This is a genomic window from Paenirhodobacter sp. (assembly GCF_047600745.1).
Taxonomy (GTDB): Bacteria; Pseudomonadota; Alphaproteobacteria; order Rhodobacterales; family Rhodobacteraceae; genus Rhodobacter.
The window spans coordinates 890,320-909,049 of sequence record NZ_JASGKI010000004.1 but is presented as its reverse complement, the minus strand read 5'-3'; the positions used below and the strand labels follow the sequence as shown (position 1 = coordinate 909,049).

The window sequence follows — 18,730 nt, the reverse complement described above, 5'->3', positions numbered from 1 at the left end:
CGCGCGCGGCCCTTGATCAGGCTTCCTTCGGCAGCACCCGCAGCCGCAATTCGCGAAGCTGCTCGTTGGTCGGTTCCGAAGGGGCGTTCATCATCAGGTCTTCGGCACGCTGGTTCATCGGGAACATGATCACCTCGCGGATGTTCTGTTCATCCGCCAGCAGCATCACCGCCCGGTCGATCCCCATGGCGCAGCCGCCGTGCGGGGGGGCGCCGTATTTGAACGCCTTGACCATGCCGCCGAAGCGCTTGTCGACTTCGCTGTTCGGATAGCCCGCAATCTCGAAGGCGCGATACATGATCGCCGGTTCGTGGTTGCGGATCGCGCCGGAGATCAGTTCGTAGCCGTTGCAGGCGAGGTCGTATTGATAGCCGAGGATATGCAGCGGATCGCCGTCCAGCGCCGCCAGCCCGCCCTGCGGCATCGAGAACGGGTTGTGGCTGAAGTCGATCTTGCCCTCGTCGGTCTTCTCATACATCGGGAAATCGACGATCCAGCAGAAGCGGAACACGCCTTCCTCGGTCAGGCCCAGTTCGCGGCCGATCTCGTTGCGCGCACGTCCCGCGACGGCTTCGAACTGCTCGGCCTTGCCGCCAAGGAAGAACACCGCGTCGCCTTCGGTCAGGTTCAGCTGGGTGCGGATTGCCTCGGTCCGCTCGGCGCCGATCGCCTTGGCGATCGGGCCGGCGGCCTCCATGCCCTCGGCCCCGGCACGCCAGAAGATATAGCCCATCCCCGGCAGGCCCTGCTGTTGGGCGAAGGCGTTCATCCGGTCGCAGAACTTGCGCGAGCCGCCGGTGGGCGCCGGGATCGCGCGGACCTCGGTCCCTTCGTTTTCCAGCAGTTTCGCGAAGATCGCGAAGTCGGAGCCGCGGAAATGGTCCGACACATCGGCCATCTTGATCGGGTTGCGCAGGTCGGGCTTGTCCGAGCCATACCACATCAGCGCATCCTTGTAGGCGATGCGCGGCCAATCGGGATCGACCTTCTTGCCCTTGCCGAATTCCTCGAACAGACCCTGGATCACCGGCTGCACGGTCTGGAACACGTCTTCCTGCTCGATGAAGGACATTTCGATGTCGAGCTGATAGAAGTCGGTCGGCGAGCGGTCGGCGCGGGGGTCTTCGTCGCGGAAGCAGGGCGCGATCTGGAAGTAGCGGTCAAAGCCCGCGACCATGATCAGCTGCTTGAACTGCTGCGGTGCCTGCGGCAGGGCGTAGAACTTGCCCGGATGCAGCCGCGACGGCACCAGAAAGTCGCGCGCGCCTTCGGGCGAGGAGGCGGTGATGATCGGCGTCTGGAATTCGTTGAAGCCCGCGTTCCACATCCGGTTGCGGATCGAGCGCACCACGTTCGAGCGCAGCATCATCTTCTGGTGCAGCCCCTCGCGGCGCAGGTCGAGGAAGCGGTAGGTGAGGCGCGTTTCCTCCGGATAGTCCTGCTCGCCAAAGACCGGCAGCGGCAGTTCCTCCGCCGCGCCCAGCACTTCGATGTCGCGGGCATAGACCTCGATCTCGCCCGTCGGGATCTTCGGGTTGATCAGGCTGGCATCGCGCAGCTTCACCGTGCCGTCGATCCGGATCACCCATTCCGCGCGGACCTTTTCCAGCGCGGCGAAGGCCGGGCTGTCGCCGTCGCACAGGATCTGGGTGATGCCGTAATGGTCGCGCAGGTCGATGAACAGAACGCCGCCGTGATCTCGCACCCGGTGGACCCAACCCGAGAGGCGGACGGTTTCGCCGGCATTCGCGGCGGAAAGCTGGGCGCAGGTGTGGCTGCGATAGGCGTTCATGGCTGTTTTCCTTGGGTTCCAGAGGGTTTTCCCGTTCGGGCCGATACACCCGCCCACGGGCTGAAAGTCAAGGCCGGAACCATCCGCCGGGGTTCTCCATCTGCCCGGATTCCCGGCGCCCGGGGCAGTTTCGTGTGGGTTGTGCCCGGACGGCGGGGCTTCGGTGCGCTGATTCACATTTGCAGGACTCGCGCGCCAGCCCATCTTTGGTAGCGTGACGCATCCGAAGTCATCGCGCTGCGCTGCCGACCGGGCGGGCTCAGCCGGGGAAGGGGATCTGCTGCATGAATGTCTGGGATCTGCTCGTCGATCGCATGGCCCGCTATATGGTGCGGACCGGAACCCTCGAAATCACCTATGCCGACGGTCGGCAGCGCCGCTATGGCGACGGCACCGGCACGCTGGTGGCGATGACCGTCCATGACCCGGGCCTGACCCGGAAGATCATCCGCAACCCCGATCTGGGCATCGGCGAAGGCTATATGGATCAGGGCTTTACGCTGAAGGACGATGACCTGACCGGGTTTCTGGCGCTGCTGCTTTACAATGTGGCGCATAGCGGCATGCCCTGGTTTGAAAAGCCGCTGAGCCTGTGGAAATACCTTAGCCGCCGCTTGGCGCAGTTCAACCCGATGGGCAGGGCGCAGGAGAATGTGGCGCATCACTACGACCTGTCGGGCGATCTGTATGACCTGTTTCTGGACAAGGACCGGCAATATAGCTGCGCCTATTTCGCGCGTCCCGACATGACGCTGGACGCGGCGCAGGAGGCAAAGAAGGCGCTGATCGCGCGCAAGCTGCGGATCGGGCCGGGGATGACGGTGCTCGACATTGGCTGCGGCTGGGGCGGCATGGCGCTGACGCTGGCGCGGGATTACGGCGCGAAGGTGGTGGGAGTGACGCTCTCGACGCAGCAGCATGCCTATGCAACGGAGCGGGTGCGCGCGGCGGGGCTTGCGGACCGGATCGACATCCGCCTGTGCGATTACCGCGCTGTGGCCGGATCCTTTGACAGGATCGTGTCGGTCGGCATGTTCGAACATGTCGGAGCGCCGCATTTCCGCGAATATTTCCACCATGTCGAAAAGCTGCTGAAGCCCGGGGGCGTTGCGCTGATCCATTTCATCGGTCGGGCCAGCGCGCCGGGCACGACCTCCGACTGGATCACCAAATACATCTTCCCGGGCGGCTATTGCCCGGCGATGTCCGAGGTGTCGGCGGCGGTCGAGCATGAAAACCTGGTGATCGCCGATCTGGAGGTCTGGCGGATCCATTATGCCGAGACGCTGCGCCACTGGCTGACCCGGTTCGAGGCGCGGATCGACGATGCCCGCGCGCTCTATGACGAGCGCTTCACCCGGATGTGGCGGTTCTACCTGATTTCCTCGGAAATGGCCTTCCGTCATGCCGGACAGGTGGTGTTCCAGTATCAGCTTTGCCACGAGGTGGGCGACGTGCCGCTGACGCGCGATTACCTTTATGCGGCGCCGCTGACAGAGAAGGCGCGGATGGCGGCGGAATAGCCCCTTGCGCCGGGGCGCGACCTGACTATAACCCCCATCAATTTGCGCAGGGCCTGCCGGGACCCTGCCCGTCAAGCTGCGAATAGGGGTCCGCCATGCCGAAGAGAACCGACATCAAGTCCATCCTCATCATCGGCGCGGGGCCCATCGTGATCGGACAGGCCTGCGAGTTCGACTATTCGGGCGCTCAGGCCTGCAAGGCGCTGCGCGAAGAGGGTTACCGGGTGATCCTGGTGAACTCGAACCCGGCGACGATCATGACCGATCCGGAAATGGCCGACGCGACCTATATCGAGCCGATCACCCCCGAAGTGGTGGCGAAGATCATCGAAAAGGAACGCCCGGATGCGCTCTTGCCCACCATGGGCGGGCAGACCGGGCTGAACACCTCGCTCGCGCTGGCCGATATGGGCGTGCTGGAGAAATTCGGGGTCGAGCTGATCGGCGCGAACCGCGAGGCCATCGAAATGGCCGAGGACCGCAAGCTGTTCCGCGAGGCGATGGACCGGATCGGGCTGGAAAACCCGAAGGCCACGATCATCGCGGCGCCGAAGCTCGAAAACGGCAAGTATGACGTGAATGCGGGCGTGCGGCAGGCGCTGGCGGATCTGGAACATATCGGCCTGCCGGCGATCATCCGGCCTGCCTTCACGCTGGGCGGCACGGGTGGCGGCGTCGCCTATAACCGCGACGATTACGAGGCCATCGTGCGTTCGGGGCTCGACGCTTCGCCGGTGGCGCAGGTGCTGATCGACGAAAGCCTGCTCGGCTGGAAGGAATACGAGATGGAGGTCGTCCGCGACAAGGCGGACAATGCGATCATCGTCTGCTCCATCGAGAACGTCGATCCGATGGGCGTGCATACCGGCGATTCGATCACCGTGGCCCCGGCGCTGACGCTCACCGACAAGGAATATCAGATCATGCGCAACGGCTCGATCGCCGTTTTGCGCGAGATCGGGGTGGAGACGGGCGGCTCCAACGTGCAATGGGCGATCAACCCGGCGGATGGTCGTATGGTGGTGATCGAGATGAACCCGCGCGTCAGCCGGTCTTCGGCGCTGGCGTCCAAGGCCACGGGTTTCCCGATCGCCAAGATCGCGGCGAAGCTCGCGGTGGGCTATACGCTGGACGAACTGGACAACGACATCACCAAGGTCACCCCGGCGTCGTTCGAGCCGACCATCGACTATGTGGTGACGAAGATCCCGCGGTTTGCCTTCGAGAAATTCCCGGGCTCGAAGCCCGAACTGACCACCGCGATGAAATCGGTGGGCGAGGCGATGGCGATCGGCCGGACCTTCCACGAATCGGTGCAGAAGGCGCTGGCGTCGCTCGAAACCGGGCTGTTCGGGCTTTGACGAAATCGAAATCCCCGGCGCGCCGGACAAGGCATCGGTGATCAAGGCGATTTCGGCGCAGACGCCGGACCGGCTGCGGCTGATCGCGCAGGCGATGCGGCACGGGCTGACGGATGACGAGATCGTCGCCGCGACGGCCTTTGACCCGTGGTTCCTCGCGCGGATCCGCGAAATCATCGACACCGAGGCGGAGATCCGCCGCGCGGGCCTGCCCTTCACCGAAGAGGGCCTGCGCCGGTTGAAGATGATGGGCTTCACCGACAAGCGTCTGGCAAAGCTGACGGGCCGCGACGAAGCACAGGTCCGCCGCGCGCGCCGCAACCTGGGCGTGACGGCGGTGTTCAAGCGCATCGACACCTGCGCCGCCGAATTCGAGGCGCAGACCCCCTACATGTATTCGACCTACGAAGCTCCGGCGATGGGCGACGTGGAATGCGAAGCCCGCCCGAGCGATCGCAAGAAGGTTGTCATCCTCGGCGGCGGGCCGAACCGGATCGGGCAGGGGATCGAATTCGACTATTGCTGCTGCCACGCCTGTTTCGCGCTGTCGAAGAACGGCTATGAAACGATCATGGTCAACTGCAACCCGGAAACGGTCTCGACCGACTATGACACCTCCGACCGGCTGTATTTCGAGCCGCTGACGCTGGAATCCGTGCTGGAAATCCTGCGGGTGGAGCAGGAGAACGGTACGCTGCACGGGGTGATCGTGCAGTTCGGCGGGCAGACGCCGCTGAAGCTCGCCAATGCGCTGGAAAGCGAGGGGATCCCGATCCTCGGCACCACGCCCGACGCGATCGACCTGGCCGAGGACCGCGAGCGGTTCCAGCAATTGCTGAACGATCTGGGCCTGAAGCAGCCGATCAACGGCATCGCGCATTCCGAGGCGGAAGCCTTTGAAATCGCGGGCCGGATCGGCTATCCGCTGGTGATCCGCCCGTCCTATGTGCTGGGCGGTCGCGCGATGGAGATCGTGCGCGATCTAGAGCAGCTGAAGCGCTATATCTCGACCGCGGTGAACGTGTCGGGGGATAGCCCGGTGCTGCTCGACAGCTATCTGTCCGGCGCGATCGAGGTCGATGTGGATGCGCTGTCGGACGGCACCACGGTCCATGTCGCGGGCATCATGCAGCATATCGAGGAAGCCGGTGTCCATTCCGGCGACTCCGCCTGTTCGCTGCCGCCCTATTCGCTGTCGGATGAAACCGTGGCCGAGTTGAAGGCGCAGACGGTGAAGATGGCGCTTGGCCTGCATGTCGTCGGCCTGATGAACGTGCAATTCGCGATCAAGGACGGCGTGATCTATGTGCTGGAGGTCAACCCGCGTGCCTCGCGCACCGTGCCCTTCGTGGCGAAGGCGACCGACAGCGCGATTGCCTCGATCGCGGCGCGGCTGATGGCGGGCGAGCCGATGGCGAACTTCCCGCATCGCGCCGCCTATCCCGCGGGTGTCGGGCCCGAGGATCCGCTGCCCTTCGCCGATCCGCTCACGCTCGCCGACCCGAACACGCCCTGGTATTCGGTGAAGGAGGCGGTGCTGCCCTTCGCGCGGTTCCCCGGCGTCGATACGCTGCTCGGGCCGGAAATGCGCTCGACCGGTGAGGTCATGGGCTGGGACCGCAACTTCCCGCGCGCCTTCCTCAAGGCGCAGCTGGGGGCGGGGACGAAGCTGCCGGAAAGCGGCCGGGTCTTCCTGTCGATCAAGGATGCCGACAAGTCGGACGATCTGGCCGGGGCGGCGCGCGAACTGCTGGGCATGGGCTTCACTCTGCTGGCGACGCGGGGCACGGCGGGTTGGCTGAAATCGCAGGGGATCGAGGCCGAGCCGGTGAACAAGGTCTACGAAGGCCGCCCGAATATCGTCGACCGGCTGAAGAACGGCGATGTGGCACTGTTGATGAACACCACCGACGGCGCGCAGTCGATTTCGGACAGCCGCGACATCCGGGCGGTGGCGCTGTACGACCACATCCCCTATTTCACCACCGCGGCGGCCTGCATCGCGGCGGTGGCGGCGATGAAGTCGCGCTCCGAAGGGGAAATCAGCGTCCGGCCGCTACAGTCGTGAAATGATTGCCTGTTCCTCCGGGGCAAGCTAGCGTGGAGACGCGGCCCCCGGAGGAAGAGGATCCCATGGTGCAGAAGATGTTTGGCGAGCCGGTTCCGAACTGGGTCGCGCCCCGCGCGCCCGATGCGGCGGTGATCGAAGGGCGTTACGTCCGGCTGGAACGGCTGGAGGAGCGCCATGCCCATCTGTTGTTCCGTGCAAATATCGAAGACGATGCGATCTGGGATTACCTGCCCTATGGCCCGTTTCCGTCGGAGGTGGGCTATCTGCGGTGGGTCAAGGATGCCGCCGCCTCGACCGATCCGGTCTATTATGCGGTGATCGACCTGGCGACGGGGCAGCCGGGGGGCGTGCTGTCCTTCCTGCGGATCACGCCGCCGGTCGGGGTGATCGAACTCGGCCATATCTGCCTGTCGCCGCGCCTGCAACGCAGCCGGATGGCGACAGAGGCGATGATCCTGATGATCGGCTGGGCTTTCGCCGCGGGTTATCGCCGCTTTGAATGGAAATGCGACGCGTTCAACATCCCGTCCCGGCGCGCGGCGGAGCGGCTGGGGCTGAGCTACGAAGGCACCTTCCGGCAGGCGACGATCGTCAAGGGGCGCAACCGCGACACCGCCTGGTTCGCCGCGACGGACAAGGACTGGCCCGGGTTGCAGGCGGCCTATGAAGCCTGGCTTTCGCCCGCGAATTTCGACGCCACGGGGCGGCAGCAGGAGCGGCTTTCGGACCTGACCCGGCTGGTGCGGGTGGCCTCCGATCCGGTTCTGGCGCGCTGACGGACGATGCGCACGATCGACCTGAATTGCGACATGGGGGAGAGCTTCGGCGCCTGGCGCGTGGGGGATGACGCGGCGATGCTGGACCTGGTGTCCAGCGCGAACATCGCCTGCGGATTCCATGCCGGGGATCCTCCGGGGATGCTGAAAACGCTGCGGATGGCGCGCGAAAGGGGGGTGGCCGTGGGCGCGCATCCGTCCTTTGCCGATCTTTACGGCTTCGGGCGGCGGCGGATTTCGGGTGAGCGGCCCGAGGATCTGGAGGCGCAGCTGATCTATCAGATCGTTGCCCTGCGCGGGATGGCAGAGGTGGCCGGGCACCGGATGACCCATGTGAAGATGCACGGCGCGCTGGCCAATATGGCGGCGGAGGATCCGGATCTGGCGGCGCTTTGCGCGCGGTCGGTGCGGGCGGTGGACCCCGGGCTGATCCTTGTCGCGATGCCCTATTCGGAGGCGCAGGTGGCGGCGGAACGGGCGGGGCTGGGCGTCGCCTGCGAAATCTACGCCGACCGGACCTATACCGACACCGGCACGCTGACCCCGCGCAGCCAGCCCGGCGCAGTGATCCATGATGCGCGGCAGAGCCTGAAGCAGGTGCTGGATATGGTCATCGGCGGCCATATTCCGACGACCGGCGGCAAGCGGCTGCCGGTGGAGGCCGCGACGCTTTGCGTGCATGGCGATACGCCCGGTGCGGTGGAGATGGCGCGCGGGCTGCGCACGGCGCTGGCGGCGGAGGGTGTGGGGATCGCGCCTTTCTGCCGGGCCTGACGCGGATGGCGCAGGCGACCATCCTTCGGCCCGGGATGATGATGACGGTGCAGGATGCCGGGCGGCCGGGGCTGCTGCGCTTCGGTGTTTCCGGCTCCGGCCCGATGGACCCGGAAGCGCTGGAGATAGCGAATGCGCTGGTGGGCAACGACCCGGGGGCCGCCTGCCTGGAATTCGCCTATCTGGGCGGTGAAATCCGCCTTGACGAAGACCGCAGCATCGCCGTTTGCGCGGCGGCGACAGAGTTGCGGATCGACGGCGCCCGCGTTCCGGCCTGGTGCAGCCATCGGCTCCGCGCGGGGCAGGTGCTTGCGATCGGCGCGACGCCCGGCTCCGTCTGGGGCTATGTCGCGGTGTCGGGCGGGATCGCCACGCCGCCGGTTCTGGGATCGCGGGCGACGCATCTGCGCTCCGGCCTCGGCGGGCTGGAGGGGCGGGCGCTGCGAGAGGGCGACTGCCTGCCGCTCGGCACCGGTGCGCCGGGGCCGGAGCGGATGCTGCGGCAGGGCTGGCGCAGCCGCACCGGGCCGATCCGCGTCGTCATGGGGCCGCAGGACAGGGCGTTCGCGTTGGAGGAGCGGGCGCGCTTCCTGAGCGAGCCCTTCATCGCCTCCGCCCGGCGCGACCGCATGGCGATGGTGCTGGACGGGCCCCGGATCGCGGCGGCGGGGGGCCATGACATCGTGTCGGACGGAACGCTCGCCGGTTCGGTGCAGGTGCCGGGATCGGGGCAGCCGACCGTCCTGATGGCGGACCGGCAGACCACCGGCGGCTATCCGAAGATCGCCACCATCAGTTCGGTTGACTTGCCGCGGCTGGCACAAATGCCGGTCGGCCACCGCTTCCGGTTTCAGGCGATTTCGCAGCCGCAGGCGGAAGAGGTGCTGATCTGCGCGCGCAGGGCGTTCCGGCGCGCGCTGGATCAGGTGCGGGGCTAAACGGTGTCCAGATAGAGTTCGGTCTGCTCCTGATCCGACAGTTCCGCCATGTAATGAACCTCCTGCCGCTTGCACATCAGGAAGTTCTCGATCAGCTCGCGCTCGAAGATCCGGGGGATCAGCGGGCAGGTGGCGAAGCTGTTGATCGCCAGATTCCATGTCGCCGGAAGCTGTTGCAGGCTTTGCGCATAGGCATTGCCGACGATCGGATCGTCGGGGATCATCCCGTCCTCGATCCCCACCAGCGCGGCGCCGAGGATTGCGGCGATCAGCAGATAGGGGTTCACGTCGCCACCGGCCACGCGGTGTTCGATCCGCCGCGCGGCGGGACCGGAGGACGGAATCCGCACCGCCGCCGTCCGGTTCTCATAGGCCCAGCCGATCGAGGTCGGCGCATGGGCGTTCGGCACCAGCCGGTCATAGCTGTTTTCATGCGGCGCGAAGACCAGCGTCGAGCCGGGCAGGGCGGCCAGACACCCGGCCACCGCATGGCGCAGCGCGTCCGACCCCTTGTCCGTGCCGTCGTTGAAGATGTTGTTCCCGTCCCGGTCCAGAATGGAAAAATGCGTGTGCATCCCGTTGCCGGGCCACAGATCATAGGGTTTCGCCATGAAGGAGGCGGCAAAGCCGTGGATCCGCGCCAGCCCCTTCACCAGCATCTTGAACAGCCAGGTGTCATCGGCGGCCTTCAGCGCGTCGCCCTGATGCATCAGGTTGATTTCGAACTGCCCCGGACCCGCCTCGGAAATCGCGGTGTCGGCGGGGATGTCCATCGCCTCGCAGGCTTCGTAAAGCGCGGTGAAGAAGGTGTCGAAACTGTCCAGCGCGCGCAGGCTGAGCGTCTCGCCCCCGGTGCGGCGCTTGCCCGAACGGGGCGAGGGCGGTACGCGCAGCGTCTTGCCGCTGTCGTCGATCAGGAAGAATTCGAGTTCGGTCGCCACCACCGGGGTCAGCCCGCGCGCCTTGTAGCGGTCCACCACCCGGGCCAGCGCCTGCCGGGGATCGCCGGCATAGGGGCGGCCGTCCATGTGGAACATCCAGATCGGCAACAATCCCGTGGGCGCCGAAAGCCAGGGCATCGGCATGAAGCCGCGCTCGGTCGGCATCAACAGCCCGTCGCAGTCGCCGGTTTCAAAGACCAGCGGGCTGTCCTCGATATCCTCGCCCCAGATGTCGAGGTTCATCACCGAAAACGGGAACCGCGTCCCTTCGCTGAATACCTTTTCCGCGAAACGTGCGGGGATGCGTTTTCCCCGCGCCACCCCGTTGAGGTCCGCCGCAGCCACGCGAATGGTGCGCACCTCGGGGTGTTCCTTCAGCCAGTCCATATCCTCACCTGATGATTTGCGGCCTGATCCTCAGCCTGGGCTTTTGCGCACCGGGAAGGTGCCGGTTCAGGCGGCGGTTGATCACCCCGAACACTCCGATCAGGGCCAGTGTCAGCAGGATAAAGTAGAAGGCCGCGATCGGATAGGGGATGAAAGGGTTATAGGTCTTGTCCGCGAAGAACTTCGCGTAATAGAGCGCATCGCCGCGTTGCTGATAGGCCGGGAAGCCCGAGAAGAACACCAGCGTCGTGGCATGGAACAGGAAGATCGCCTCGTTCGTATAGGCGGGCCAGGCCAGGCGCAGTTGCGTCGGCCAGACCACGCGGCGGTATTTCGTCCAGCCGGTCATGCCATAGGCGTCTGCGGCCTCCAGATCCCCCTTCGGCACCGCCCGCAGCGCGCCGTACAGGATTTCCGCCGCATAGGCAGAGGTGTTCAGGAACAGAACCAGCGCCGCTCCGGCCCAGGCCGAGGTCGTCCAGTCCGTGGGCACGAGGAGCCCGCCCAGCGTGATCCCGGTCTTCGGCAGCCGGACCAGCGCCTCGTAGGCGATGAAGAACTGGATGAAGAGCGGCGAGCCCCGGAACAGGAAGATGAACCATTCCGCCGGTTTGCGCAGCCAGACCGGGCCCCAGGCCTTGGTGACGGCCAGCGCCGAGGCGAAGAGGAAACCGAACGCCAGCGAGACGACGCCGAAATAGATGTTCCAGATCAGGCCGGAGCCGATCAGGGTGAACTGCTCGCACAGGGTGACGCTGCCGCGCGGCAGGATCCGCTCGCCGATGCCGAGGGACCGCAGGCCATAATCGGCGATGGTCTGGAAACAGCTCATGCGCCCGCCTTCCGCATTGCTTCGCCCGCCATCGTCGCCTGTCCGCGCGCAAGCCGCGTGGTCAGCCGGGCCAGCACCAGTTCTGAAATCCGTGTCATGCCCAGGTAGAAGCACAGCAGCACGAGGAAATACCACAGCCGCCAATCGGGGTGCGGGTAGTCGTAGAGTTTCGATTTCGTCGCGCCGAGTTCGCGCGCCCAATAGACGATATCCGTCACCCCCAGCAGGAACAGCAGCGGCGTCGCCTTGATCAGGATCAGCCACAGGTTCGACAGGCCGGGCAGGGCGTAGGTCCACATCTGCGGGATCAGCACCCGGCGGCGGACCTGCGCGGGGGTCATGCCATAGGCTTCGGCGGTTTCCAGTTGCGCGCGCGGCACCGCATTCATCGCGCCATAAAGCACATTGGCCGCGAAGGCGCCGAAGACGATGGCGAAGGCCACCACGGCCAGCGTGAAGCCGTAAGCCTCATGCCAGCCCTCCGCCGAGGTCGCCAGCGGGATCTTCGCCGCCGCGCAGACGCTGAACTCGCCGTTCGACCAGACCGGTTTATCCGAGGGCGGGCATTTATACAGATGCCGCAGCCATTCCAGCCCCTGATCCATCGCGATCGGCACGAAGAGGAAAAAGATGATGTCGGGCACGCCGCGCACCATCGAGGTATAGCCCTTGCCGAACCAGCGCAGCGGCGCAAAGTGCGACCGCGCCGACAGCGCCCCGCCAAAGCCGAACAGCAGCGCGATCGGCGCGACGATCAGCATCAGCGCGATCACCACCAGAAACGAGGTGTAGAACATCAGGTGCTTACCCGAGGTCAGGTAGCACAGGAGCCAGCTCAGCCCCTCAAGTCGGGATGGATCGGCGCAACTCGCAAACATCGCGGTTCCTTGGCAGGGCGGGCCGGAGCCCGCCCGTGAGGGATCAGAAGGTCAGGGCTTCGTCGCCGAACCACTTCTTCAGCATCGTGTTCAGCTCGCCCAATTCCTTCAACTTGGTGATCGCCGCGTTCAGCTTTTCCTTCAGCGCGGTGTCCGACTTGCGCAGGCCGATGCCGATACCACCGCCCAGCGGCACATCCTCGCCCGACCAGACCAGCCCGCTGCCCTCGCTCACGAAGGGGACAAGCGCGTCCTTGTCGGCAAAGACCGCATCCGCCTCGCCGTTCTTCACCGCCGCGACGGTATCGTCGAGCGTTGCGAATTCCAGCAGCGTCGCGCCCGATTTCGCCACATGATCGGCCTGGATCGTGCCGACCTGTGCGGCCACCACGCCCTTCAGGTCCGCATCCGCCTTCGGCGCGGCATAGGCCGAAGCGGTCGGCGGGTAGTAGTTCTGCGTGAAGTCGATGGTTTCCTTGCGCTCGTCGGTGATGCTCATCCCGGCGAGGATCGTGTCGTAATTCCCGGACAGCAGGTTCGGGATGATCGAAATCCCAGTCGTTGACGACCCAGGTGCATTTCAGTTCCGCCATCGCGCAGACCTTATCGCCCAGTTCGCGCTCGAAACCGTCCACTTCGCCCTTGTCATTGATGAAGTTGTAGGGAGGGTAGGCGCCCTCGGTGCCCATCCGCACCACGTCCTGCGCCATCGCAAGACCCGCCGAGAACACCAGCGCGGCACCCGTCAGGATCAGCTTCTTCATTCTATACCCCTGTTTTCTGATTGGAATTTTTCGCTCAGGCCGCCGTGGCCGACAGGAATTGCCGGAGCCGTTCCGACGTGGGCGCGCCGAACAGCCGTTCGGGCGGGCCTTCCTCCTCGATCCGTCCCTGATGCAGGAAGACGACATGATCGGACACATCCGCCGCCAGCCGCATGTCATGGGTCACGAGGATCATCGTCCGTTCCTCGTTCGCCAGATCCTTGATGACCTTGACCACCTCCTGCTGCAACTCGGGATCGAGCGCGGAGGTCGGTTCGTCGAACAGCAGCGCCTCGGGCTGCATGCACAGCGCCCGCGCGATCGCGGCGCGCTGTTGCTGCCCACCCGAAAGCTGCGCGGGCCAGGCGTCGGCCTTGTTGCCGATGCCCACCTTGTCGAGCGCCCGGCGTGCCAGCGCCTCGACCTCCTTCGGGTCGCGCTTCAGCACCGTCACCGGCGCCTCCATGACGTTTTGCAGGATCGTCATGTGGGACCACAGGTTGAACTGCTGGAACACCATCGACAGGTTGGTGCGGAACCGCGTCACCTGCGCCCGGTCGGCAGGGTGGCGGTGCGCGCCATGTCCCGCCCATTTCACCGCCTCGCCCTGAAACAGGACATCGCCCGCCTGGCTGTCCTCCAGCAGGTTGCAGCAGCGCAGGAGCGTCGACTTGCCCGAGCCGGAAGAGCCGATGAGCGAGACGACCTTGCCCTTGTCGGCACGGATCGAGACACCCTTGAGCACTTCGAGCGGGCCGTAGCTCTTGTGCAGGTCGCGGATTTCGATGACGGGGGGAATGATGGACACGATCGCTTCTCTGGTCTCCGATGACACAGATTGGCGTGATTTCACCGCGCATTGCAACGGGGAAGCGGGGTCAGGGCGTGGTTTCTGCGCAAAAAGCGGGCAGCGGCCCGGGAAACGGGCAGGTCTCAGGCACGCCCGGCCTCGACCCGCTGCCGCGCGAGGGCCGAATCGCGGTCGTTGATGCCCAGCAGGCTGGCCGTCAGGCGGATCAGCGCGTCTTCCTCGGCATCGCGGCTGTGGTCGGCGAAGGCCACGTCCCACAGCGCCTCGATCACCTGAATGCGGTCTTCGTAGGGGATGCCGTCCTTGATGACGCGGGTGAAGCGGACGGTATCGGGCGCGGCGCTCTCGGCCTCTTCGGCGCGGGCGCGCAGTTCCGCCGCCTCCCAGGGGCTGAGCCCGCCCCGCGCTGCGATCACCCGGTCGATCCGGGCCTGTTCCTGTGTGCCATATGTGCCATCCGCCCGCGCCAGCCGCACCAGCAGCACGGCAATGGCGAATTCGGCATCCGAGGCCGAAAGCGCGGGGGCGGGGGTATCCGCGAAGAGGGAGAGGAAGGATTTCAGCATGGGCACAATCTAGGGGCTGCTGCGGGCGACGCCAAGTCACGCCCCCGCGATGGCCTATCCCCGGGCGGCTTTTTCCGCGATCCCCGAGGTACCTTCGCGCCGTTCGAGTTCCGCCAGAACCTCGGCCAGCGGCACATCGCGCGCGGCGAGCATCACCAGCAGGTGATAGAGCACATCAGCCGATTCATAGACCAGGTTTTCGCGGTCGCCCTTCGCCACGGCCATGCAGGCCTCGATCGCCTCTTCGCCGAATTTCTGCGCGCATTTCTCCGGCCCCTTGGCGAACAGCTTCGCGGTCCAGCTGCTGTCCGGATCGGCGCGCTTGCGCGACAGGATGGTGGCTTCGAGCCGGTCGAGCGTGGTCATGAGAGCCTCACGGGGATGCCCGCGGCGGCCATGTGCTGCTTGGCCTCGCGGATGGTGAATGTGCCGAAATGGAAGATCGAGGCCGCCAGCACCGCCGAGGCATGGCCCTCCCGCACCCCTTCGACGAGGTGGTCGAGCGTGCCGACCCCGCCCGAGGCGATCACCGGGATTTCCACCGCATCTGCGATGGCACGGGTCAGGGGCAGGTTGAAGCCCGCCCGCGTGCCGTCGCGGTCCATCGAGGTCAGCAGGATTTCTCCCGCGCCCTTCGCCTCTACCCTGCGGGCGAAGTCCAGCGCGTCGATGCCGGTGGGTTTGCGCCCGCCATGGGTGAAGATTTCCCACCGGCCGGGTTCCACCGTCTTCGCGTCGATGGCGACCACGATGCACTGGCTGCCGAAACGGTCGGCGGCCTCGGCCACCACATCGGGGTCCGCCACGGCGGCAGAGTTGAACGACACCTTGTCCGCCCCGGCCAGCAGCAGCTTGCGCACGTCTTCGTGGCTGCGCACGCCGCCGCCCACCGTCAGCGGCATGAAACACTGCTCCGCCGTGCGCGAGACCAGATCATACATCGTGCCGCGGTTTTCATGCGTGGCGTGGATGTCGAGGAAGCACAGTTCATCCGCCCCCGCCGCATCATAGGCCTTGGCGGCCTCAACCGGGTCGCCCGCGTCGATCAGATTGACGAAATTCACGCCCTTGACCACGCGGCCATCGGCCACGTCCAGACAGGGGATGATGCGGGTCTTGAGCATGGGCGTCTCCTTTCGGCCCTTCTATCGCGCGCGCGCCGCGAAGTCAGCCCTTCAGCGCGGCCAGCGCCTGCGCAAGGTCGAGCGCCCCGTCATAGATCGCCCGGCCCGAGATCGCCCCGGCGATCACCCCGGTGTCGCGCAGCGCGGTCAGGTCGGCAAGCGAGGACACCCCGCCCGAGGCGATCACCGGGATCGACACGGCGCGGGCCAGCGCCTCGGTCGCCTCAATGTTCGGGCCCTGCATCGCGCCGTCACGCAGGATGTCGGTGTAGATGATGGCCGAAACGCCGGCATCCTCGAAACTCCGGGCGAGGTCGGTGACCATGACATCGGTCTCCTCGGCCCAGCCCTTGGTTGCCACGCGGCCGTTCCGGGCGTCGATGCCGACGGCGACATGGCCGGGGAAGGCCCGCGCCGCCTCGCGCACCAGATCGGGGTTCTCCACCGCCACGGTGCCGAGGATCACCCGCGAAAGCCCCTTCGACAGCCAGCCTTCGATGGTCGCCATGTCGCGGATGCCGCCGCCCAGCTGCGCGGGAACGCGGATCCGCGCGAGGATCGCCTCCACCGCCGCCGCATTCACCGGCTGCCCGGCGAAGGCGCCGTTCAGGTCGACCAGATGGATCCACTCGCAGCCCGCCGCTTCGAACGCCGCCGCCTGCGCCGCCGGGTCGTCGCCGAAGACCGTGGCCTTGTCCATCTCGCCGTGCAGGAGCCGCACGCATTGGCCGTCCTTGAGGTCGATCGCGGGGTAAAGGATCATGGCTCGTCTCCCTGTTTCCGCGGTGGTCATGCCATGCGCGACGGGTCCGGGCAAGACGCCACGTCAGCCTTGCCGCGACTCGGGCTCCTGTGTTGACCTGCGCGTCAGGGAGGACATCATGAAACACATTCTTCTGGCGGCGGCGCTGACCGTGGCCCCGGTTCTTGCATCCGCCGACCCGATCGAAGGCATCTGGCAGACCCAGCCCGACGATGGCGCGCTGGCCCATGTGCGGATCGCGCCCTGCGGCCCGGCGTTCTGTGGCACGATCATCCGCTCGTTCCGCGACGGCAAACCCCATGACAGCCCGAACACCGGCAAGCAGATCGTCATCGACATGGTGCCGCAGGGCAACGGCACCTATGCGGGCAAGGTCTGGCGCCCGTCGAACGGCAAGACCTATACCGGCAAGATCGCGCTTCAGGGCGATGCGATGAAACTGTCGGGCTGCGTTCTGGGCGGGCTGGTCTGCGCGAAACAGAACTGGCAGCGCGTCCGTTAGGGCGCCCAGGCCAGGAAATTCGCGATGATCCGCAGCCCCACCGCCTGTGATTTCTCCGGATGGAACTGCGTGCCGATGATGTTGTCGCGCCCGACGATGGCGGTGATCGGCCCGGCGTAATCGACATGCGCGATCCGGTGCTGCGGCTCGGCCACGCGGAAGTGGTAGGAATGCACGAAATAGGCGTGGTCGCCCGAGGCGACCCCCGCCAGCACCGGATGCGGACGGTCGATCACCAGATCGTTCCAGCCCATATGCGGCACCTTCAGCGCGGGATCGGCGGGGGTGATCCGGGTGACCTCGCCGGGGATCCAGCCGAAGCCCTCGGTCGGCTGGAACTCCAGCCCGCGCGTCGCCAGCATCTGCATGCCGATACAGATGCCGAGGAACGGGCGGCCCTTGCCGATTACCGCCTCCTCGATCGCCTCGAACAGCCCCGCGTGGCGGATCAGCGCGGCGCGGCAGGCGGGGAAGGCCCCATCCCCCGGCAGCACGATCCGATCCGCCCGGGCCACCACGCCCGGATCCGAAGTCACGGTGACCTCGCCATGCCCGCCCTCGCGCGCCATCCGCTCGAACGCCTTCTGCGCCGAATGCAGGTTGCCCGATTCGTAATCGACCAGCGCCGTCAGCATCACAACGCCCCCTTGGTCGAGGGCAGCACCCCCGCCATGCGCGGATCCGCTTCCACCGCCATGCGCAGCGCGCGGGCGACGGATTTGAACGCGGCCTCGGCGATGTGGTGGCTGTTGATGCCATGCACCTTGTCGACATGCAGGGTGATGCCGCCGTTCGTGCTCAGCGCCTGAAAGAATTCGCGCACCAGTTCGGTATCAAACGTGCCGATCTTCTGCGTCGGGAAATCGACGTTCCACAGCAGATAGGGCCGTGCCGACAGGTCCAGCGCACAGGCCACCTGCGTGTCGTCCATCGCCAGCGCGAAATGACCGTAGCGGCGGATGCCCTTCTTGTCGCCAAGCGCCTGCACCAGCGCCTGGCCAAGCGCGATGCCGGTATCCTCCACCGTGTGGTGGTCGTCGATATGCAGGTCGCCCCTGGCCCGAATCGTCAGGTCGATCAGCGAATGGCGCGAAAGCTGGTCGAGCATGTGGTCGAAGAAGCCGATGCCGGTCGCGTTGTCATAGACCCCGGTGCCGTCGAGGTTCACGGTGACCTCGATCGCGGTTTCGGCGGTTTGGCGGCGGATGGTGGCTGTGCGCATCGGATTCCCCTCGTTTCCCGCCTTATAGGGCCGGGGCAGGGGGATGCAAAGCTGTGGAAAACAAAAGAACCGCCGAAGCGGTCCCGTTTGTGTCGCTGGAGCGGGCGATGAGATTCGAACTCACGACCCTTACCTTGGCAAGGTAATGCTCTACCCCTGAGCTACGCCCGCATGCAGCGATATGGCCGAAATGGAGCGGGCGATGAGATTCGAACTCACGACCCTTACCTTGGCAAGGTAATGCTCTACCCCTGAGCTACGCCCGCGCACCGTTTCGGTGAGCGGGGATTTAGGCGAAGGGGCCGCGCGCTGCAAGAGGAAAAATGCACCCGCGCCATTTCCCCGTCGGTTTCTCGGGCCGCGGCGCTGTGGCCGGGGGTTCCGGAGCGGGGAAACCGCCTGTATCATGCCCGGCGGAACCATCGCGGAGGAGCCGTCCATGACACCAGAAGAACGCGTTGCCGCCGCCGAGCGCGAAACGGCGGACACGCAGCGCGCGGCGGTCCGGCTGGCGGTGAAGCTGATCGACGGCTACAAGACCCCGCCTGAGCGGAAGGAACACCTCGCGCGGCTGCTGATCGTCCTCGCCGGCAGCGCCCCGAACCCGGCGGAGGCGCAACTGGCCCGCCTCGTGGCCGCAGCCCTGCGGCGCGGGGTTTGAGGCAAGGGGCGTCAGATCCTACGGTCTTTCCGCCATCATGGGGC

17 protein-coding genes, 2 tRNA genes and 2 pseudogenes are annotated in these 18,730 nt (G+C 66.0%); 7 read left to right on the top strand and 14 right to left on the bottom strand.

Going from position 1 to position 18,730, the window contains the following annotated elements; genetic code table 11:
• Positions 1-16: 16 nt before the first annotated feature.
• Positions 17-1,792: an aspartate--tRNA ligase gene (gene aspS, locus QM789_RS13135; protein ID WP_420352329.1), complete on the bottom strand. Its 1,776-nt coding sequence runs from the start codon at positions 1,790-1,792 to the stop codon at positions 17-19.
• Positions 1,793-2,076: 284 nt separating this feature from the next.
• Here aspS and QM789_RS13130 point away from each other — a divergent pair, with 284 nt between their 5' ends.
• From QM789_RS13130 to QM789_RS13110, 5 genes and pseudogenes are all read left to right on the top strand, one after another.
• Positions 2,077-3,315 carry a class I SAM-dependent methyltransferase gene (locus QM789_RS13130; protein ID WP_420352328.1) on the top strand — a complete coding sequence of 413 codons (1,239 nt, stop codon included), beginning with the start codon at positions 2,077-2,079 and terminating at the stop codon, positions 3,313-3,315.
• A gap of 95 nt (positions 3,316-3,410) precedes the next feature.
• Positions 3,411-6,744: pseudogene (carB, locus tag QM789_RS13125) on the top strand (carbamoyl-phosphate synthase large subunit).
• 65 nt (positions 6,745-6,809) lie between these two features.
• Positions 6,810-7,523, top strand: coding sequence for a GNAT family N-acetyltransferase (locus tag QM789_RS13120; RefSeq protein WP_420352327.1), 714 nt, complete (start codon positions 6,810-6,812; stop codon positions 7,521-7,523).
• Positions 7,524-7,529: 6 nt separating this feature from the next.
• Complete coding sequence (locus QM789_RS13115; protein ID WP_420352326.1) at positions 7,530-8,297, top strand: LamB/YcsF family protein; 768 nt, start codon at positions 7,530-7,532, stop codon at positions 8,295-8,297.
• A gap of 5 nt (positions 8,298-8,302) precedes the next feature.
• Positions 8,303-9,235 carry a biotin-dependent carboxyltransferase family protein gene (locus QM789_RS13110; RefSeq protein ID WP_420352325.1) on the top strand — a complete coding sequence of 311 codons (933 nt, stop codon included), beginning with the start codon at positions 8,303-8,305 and terminating at the stop codon, positions 9,233-9,235.
• On the opposite strand, the gene QM789_RS13105 is transcribed toward QM789_RS13110, so the two are convergent.
• The 9 genes and pseudogenes from QM789_RS13105 to hisA all read right to left on the bottom strand — a co-directional run bounded on the left by QM789_RS13105 (position 9,232) and on the right by hisA (position 16,301).
• Positions 9,232-10,563 (bottom strand): glutamine synthetase family protein, encoded by a 1,332-nt coding sequence (locus QM789_RS13105; protein WP_420352324.1) that lies wholly within the window; start codon positions 10,561-10,563, stop codon positions 9,232-9,234. The two genes, QM789_RS13110 and QM789_RS13105, sit on opposite strands and share 4 nt — an antisense overlap.
• A gap of 4 nt (positions 10,564-10,567) precedes the next feature.
• The gene (locus QM789_RS13100; RefSeq protein WP_420352323.1) at positions 10,568-11,395 is read right to left on the bottom strand and encodes an ABC transporter permease; all 828 of its coding nucleotides are present in this window, start codon (positions 11,393-11,395) and stop codon (positions 10,568-10,570) included.
• On the bottom strand, positions 11,392-12,273 hold the full coding sequence (locus QM789_RS13095; protein WP_420352322.1) for an ABC transporter permease: 882 nt from the start codon (positions 12,271-12,273) through the stop codon (positions 11,392-11,394). Before QM789_RS13095 ends, QM789_RS13100 begins: the two co-directional genes overlap by 4 nt.
• 43 nt (positions 12,274-12,316) lie before the next feature.
• A pseudogene (locus QM789_RS13090) lies at positions 12,317-13,037 on the bottom strand (transporter substrate-binding domain-containing protein).
• 34 nt (positions 13,038-13,071) lie between these two features.
• A complete protein-coding gene (locus QM789_RS13085) occupies positions 13,072-13,845 on the bottom strand; it encodes an ABC transporter ATP-binding protein (protein ID WP_420352321.1) in 774 nt (257 codons plus the stop codon).
• 125 nt (positions 13,846-13,970) lie between these two features.
• The gene (locus QM789_RS13080; protein ID WP_420352320.1) at positions 13,971-14,414 is read right to left on the bottom strand and encodes a TerB family tellurite resistance protein; all 444 of its coding nucleotides are present in this window, start codon (positions 14,412-14,414) and stop codon (positions 13,971-13,973) included.
• Positions 14,415-14,468: 54 nt separating this feature from the next.
• On the bottom strand, positions 14,469-14,780 hold the full coding sequence (locus QM789_RS13075; protein ID WP_420352319.1) for a phosphoribosyl-ATP diphosphatase: 312 nt from the start codon (positions 14,778-14,780) through the stop codon (positions 14,469-14,471).
• On the bottom strand, positions 14,777-15,538 hold the full coding sequence (hisF, locus tag QM789_RS13070; protein WP_420352318.1) for an imidazole glycerol phosphate synthase subunit HisF: 762 nt from the start codon (positions 15,536-15,538) through the stop codon (positions 14,777-14,779). The genes QM789_RS13075 and hisF overlap by 4 nt, the downstream gene beginning before the upstream one ends.
• 43 nt (positions 15,539-15,581) lie before the next feature.
• On the bottom strand, positions 15,582-16,301 hold the full coding sequence (gene hisA / locus QM789_RS13065; RefSeq protein ID WP_420352317.1) for a 1-(5-phosphoribosyl)-5-[(5-phosphoribosylamino)methylideneamino]imidazole-4-carboxamide isomerase: 720 nt from the start codon (positions 16,299-16,301) through the stop codon (positions 15,582-15,584).
• Between the two features lie 118 nt (positions 16,302-16,419).
• On the opposite strand from hisA, the gene QM789_RS13060 reads away from it, so the two are divergent.
• On the top strand, positions 16,420-16,803 hold the full coding sequence (locus QM789_RS13060; RefSeq protein WP_420352316.1) for a DUF2147 domain-containing protein: 384 nt from the start codon (positions 16,420-16,422) through the stop codon (positions 16,801-16,803).
• On the opposite strand, the gene hisH is transcribed toward QM789_RS13060, so the two are convergent.
• The 4 genes from hisH to QM789_RS13040 all read right to left on the bottom strand — a co-directional run bounded on the left by hisH (position 16,800) and on the right by QM789_RS13040 (position 18,291).
• The gene (gene hisH / locus QM789_RS13055) at positions 16,800-17,438 is read right to left on the bottom strand and encodes an imidazole glycerol phosphate synthase subunit HisH (RefSeq protein ID WP_420352315.1); all 639 of its coding nucleotides are present in this window, start codon (positions 17,436-17,438) and stop codon (positions 16,800-16,802) included. The genes QM789_RS13060 and hisH overlap by 4 nt on opposite strands.
• A complete protein-coding gene (gene hisB, locus QM789_RS13050; protein WP_420352314.1) occupies positions 17,438-18,025 on the bottom strand; it encodes an imidazoleglycerol-phosphate dehydratase HisB in 588 nt (195 codons plus the stop codon). The genes hisH and hisB overlap by 1 nt, the downstream gene beginning before the upstream one ends.
• Positions 18,026-18,121: 96 nt before the next feature.
• Positions 18,122-18,196 (bottom strand) — tRNA-Gly (locus QM789_RS13045).
• Positions 18,197-18,216: 20 nt separating this feature from the next.
• A tRNA-Gly gene (locus QM789_RS13040) sits at positions 18,217-18,291 on the bottom strand.
• 173 nt (positions 18,292-18,464) lie between these two features.
• Here QM789_RS13040 and QM789_RS13035 point away from each other — a divergent pair.
• The gene (locus QM789_RS13035) at positions 18,465-18,686 is read left to right on the top strand and encodes a hypothetical protein (protein WP_420352313.1); all 222 of its coding nucleotides are present in this window, start codon (positions 18,465-18,467) and stop codon (positions 18,684-18,686) included.
• Positions 18,687-18,730: the final 44 nt, after the last annotated feature.